Genomic DNA, 4185 nt, shown 5'->3' on the forward strand with positions numbered 1-4185 from the left:
CTAGGTACAGCCCTTGGCAATTTGGGTCAATCCCTCCTAGAACTCGGGGAGTCTACGCAGTCAGCTGGCCTGGCAAATATTGGAGGTTTGCTTTCTGGGCTTGCATCCGAAATGAATGATATTTTGGTTGCCTTTGATGAAGACGCAAGAGACTCCGACAAGATAGCTGCCGGTGTTAATGGATTAATCAAGGTAATTGACATGTTGTCAAGTGCTGCAGCTCAAAGGAGAAAAGCCGAAGAGGATTATTACAGGTCTGTCATTGGATTTCAGAATGATTATAATCTAAGCCTTCAGGAACAAATTAGACTTCAAAGCATACTCGGGGAGAGTGCTTTTTTGACTGATTACGAGGGTCGCATTAAGGATGGGCTTGAGGCTATAGGCAATGCCAATATTGAATACCAAAAGGCCCTTCAGGCCCTTTCAGGAGGAACGGTTAAATCAGGCCAAAGGAATGCTGTTGATTGGGATAAAGTGGGTAAGGGAGCAGCAGGTGGAGCAGCTACAGGTGCAGCGATAGGTTCTGTTGTACCTATTATCGGTACTGCTGTCGGGGCAGTGGTAGGTGGTTTTATAGGTGGGATTGCAGGTTTATTCGGAGGAAAAAAGAAAGTTGACAATTATGTGCCTATCCTTCAGGAATATCCAGAGCTAGTCCAAGAAACAGCTGACGGGGTATTAGAAATAAACCGAGGGCTTGCGGAATCCCTTTTACAGAATGATCTATTAAGCGACAGTACAAAAGAGCTTGTTCAAGATGTCTTGGATTGGGGGGATGCATTGGAAGCAGCCAGGGCACAAATAAAAGATGTCATTAAGGACTTAGCTGGATCACTAGGCAATGACCTTAGAAATGATTTGGTGGAAGCATTTCAAGCGGGAGAAGATGCAGCCAAAAAGATGGGTAAGACCGTTTCTGAAGTGCTTGAAAATATTTTGTCACAGATCATATTTAACAAGGTATTTGCAGACAATTTCGAGCAGCTAGAAAAAGACATGGCCAAATCAATGGACGTGGGAGGGGATCAAGATTGGGGCGACGACCTAGAAAGATTCTACAAGGGGGTAAACGAGGAACAAAACGACTATTTTAACGCCCTTGAAGACAGCAAAAAGCTGGCTAAGAAATACGGTTTTGACATATTTAATCCATCAGGTCAATCTAAACAAGGATTAACAAGACAAGTTCAATCATTAACGGAAGATACAGGGAATGAATTGGCCGGACTTTTTAGGGGATTCTATGACCTACAAAAAGAGAATAACAGCACCTTATACACTCACATGAAGCATGGAGTAGACCAGTTGATGGAGCTTCAAAGAATTGAGTATAACACTAGGATGAATATTTCAAAATGGAATGAGGCCATACCTATATTCCAGGCCATCCAAAACAACACTAAAGCAAGTCAAAGCAATAGAGATTTAGGGATTTAGGATCATGCACATTTACAGAAACGGAGCAGTAATAGACTCTACACCCATCGATGATAATACCGTGCTGACCTATCAGTTGATGGGAGAGCACAAGGTGACTTGTGACATTGTAAGAAGGCTCCCCCTAGAAATAAAGGTAGGCGACTATATTCTAGTCAATGCTGAAAGGTTTATTATGAACCAGGACCCAACAGTTAAAAACCAAGCAAACTTTTATTACCGAATTATATTTGAGGCAGAAATCTACACCCTATACAATAAATTGTTCTTGGATGAAGGAGCAGCCAATTTCACTTACTTCGGTACACCTGAGGAGTTCTTAACTTTATTAATAGACAATATCACCTCAATTGATAGCGGGTGGACACTGGGCGAAGTAGAGGTGTTAGAACCTAAATTTATATCTTTTCAGGGTGACAGCTGTAGGTCTGCTCTCACCAAAATAGCGGAAACATTTGGGCTTGAATATGAGGTCAATAGTAAAGCTATCACCTTGATCAAATCTGTTGGCGTGGATACTCCCCATACATTCCAATATGGCATGAATAATGGATTGTATTCACTGACTAGGAGATCAATAGACAGTAGTAGTGTAATTACTAGGCTTTATGCTTTTGGAAGCAGTCGAAACATTTCTGTAAACTACCGAAACGGCCAAAAGAACCTTGTTTTTGAATCACGCTATTTAGAGGCCAATACTGGGCTTTATGGAATTAGAGAAGGTGTAGTGACCTTTGAAGATATTTATCCCAATAGGACGGGAGAGGTTACCGCGACAAGTGAAGAAACCAAGATCGTTGACACCTCGATTGATTTTGATCTCAATGATTACTTGCTATCTGGACAGACTGCAAAGATCGTTTTCAAATCAGGGGCTTTGAGCGGATATGAGTTTGAGATCACCAATTATGACCATGGGGCCAAAGAAATAACGTTCAACACCTTCACAGAGGCCAATGATTATGTCTTACCGAACGAAATAAGTAAACCAGAGGCAGGGGATCAGTATACGCTTATTGGCATAGACATGCCTCAAAGTTATATTGATACAGCCGAGGCTAACCTATTAGCAGCGGCTCAAGAGAGATTGGAACAAGTAAGTTCTCCCCGGGTGACTTATGATCTGGATATGGACCGATTTTACATTAGAGATAAAGACCTTGAAAACAATCTTTTCCCAGGTGACAGGATCAGAGTAAAGGATGATAAGCTGGGTATTGATCAAATGATCAGAATTAATAGCATATCTTACCCGCTTGTAGACCCTGATGTTATCCAGGCTACAATATCAGATCAAGTAACCTACACCACATCAGAACGGATCATTAAAGAAACGGTATCTAATAAGGGGAAAATCAACCTTGAAGAAAGCAACCGGGCAGAAGGGGACAGGCTAAACCTCCAAAAAATCAAAGCCCTTAATGCCGAAATACAAAATCTGATTGTAAAGAACCTCAGGACTAATGAGACAGGGCAAAGAATCGAAATACTGGAGGCTGAAAACAGCCTGAAATTCTATGATGCCAATGGCGATTTGGTATTACAGATAGATGATGATTTGGGCAATGACCTGGACGGGAATCCTATCAGCGGTGTGAAAATCACTAATCCAGTCTCTGGCCGTATCAGTTATACAAGTGCTGGCGGTATGTTTTCAAATTCCGGATCCGTTCCATTTATATCTGCAGCAGGAGGTTCAGAGACCAACGCAAGTGTAGCCGGCTTGTTATTCGACAGGAATTCAGACCCGGCCGGAATCAGTGCAGCAGTGGCAGGCCTTGATGGGACCAGCTCAGGGAACAGCAACAGTTACGGTGGATGGTTTAACTCTATCCGGTTTGGAGGGGTTCACATAGCCGTCCGTTCCGAAACCTCAAATTATACCATATCCAAAGGGGATGGAATCATAAGTTGCTATAACACCAGCGATATTACAGTTACTTTGCCGTCAACTCCACAAAAAGGGGCTACTTACTTAATACGAAGAAATAATGCGAGCGGGGTATTGATAGCTTCAGGATCGGCAAACATTATCGATAATGGTCCCCCTTTAAGTTCTATAGCTGTGCCGGCCCAGGGCGACATGGTTCGTATTACCTGGGATGGAAGCTATTGGCTGTATAATGCCATGGCATAGTTGTATAAGGTATTACAAGGGGATAATGGATCGTTCTTCCCTGGTTTGCCATACATTAAATAAAACTCCAGTTATTTAAGATTTATAGGGAAATCTTAAATAGTAATCAATTCGACTTTTTTCTTTCAATTCGGGAGAGGGGGCTCAATAATTGAGCGCCCTTTTTTAGCAAAAACAATGAATTAAAGACATTTTTCAATTTTCCTAGGATTGCAAAAATCAAGAAACTAATTTTGTGCCTCAAAAAAATCACAAACGGACTTGTGTTAGAACTTCAAACTTATTAGTTTAATCCAACGTTTTTTAAAGTATTACAACCCAAACACTTTACTACTATGGCGGCTACTCGACTACTCAAAGCAATTGAAACGACCTTACAAGAAGTAGGAAGAGTTTTAGGAGATTATTTTGTATCTGATACAGATGTCATGAGTAATGACATGAAAAAAATAATGGCCAACCCTAAAGACAGGAAATCATATATCAATGCTGTCAAGAAACTTAAAGACACTAAAGCTGATATTGACAAAGTGGACATTAAGCTTTCAACAAAGGAGGAAATTACAATTTCATTGCATGATTAAAATAAATGGATGCAAACATCACAC

Annotated in this window: 2 protein-coding genes and 1 pseudogene; all 3 read left to right on the forward strand. The window is 41.1% G+C overall.

The window, feature by feature from the left end:
• Positions 1 to 1440: pseudogene (locus ACYVAA_RS22315) on the forward strand (hypothetical protein); the annotation flags it as partial.
• A gap of 4 nt (positions 1441 to 1444) precedes the next feature.
• Positions 1445 to 3577, forward strand: coding sequence for a phage tail protein (locus ACYVAA_RS22320; RefSeq protein ID WP_460546170.1), 2133 nt, complete (start codon positions 1445 to 1447; stop codon positions 3575 to 3577).
• Positions 3578 to 3912: 335 nt separating this feature from the next.
• Positions 3913 to 4161 (forward strand): hypothetical protein, encoded by a 249-nt coding sequence (locus ACYVAA_RS22325; RefSeq protein WP_460546172.1) that lies wholly within the window; start codon positions 3913 to 3915, stop codon positions 4159 to 4161.
• Positions 4162 to 4185: the final 24 nt, after the last annotated feature.

The organism is Echinicola sediminis (genome assembly GCF_054777495.1).

Coding starts and splice junctions, on each gene's coding strand:
- ACYVAA_RS22320 (WP_460546170.1), top strand. CDS start 1,445: ATGCACATTTACAGAAACGGAGCAGTAATAGACTCTACACCCATCGAT.
- ACYVAA_RS22325 (WP_460546172.1), top strand. CDS start 3,913: ATGGCGGCTACTCGACTACTCAAAGCAATTGAAACGACCTTACAAGAA.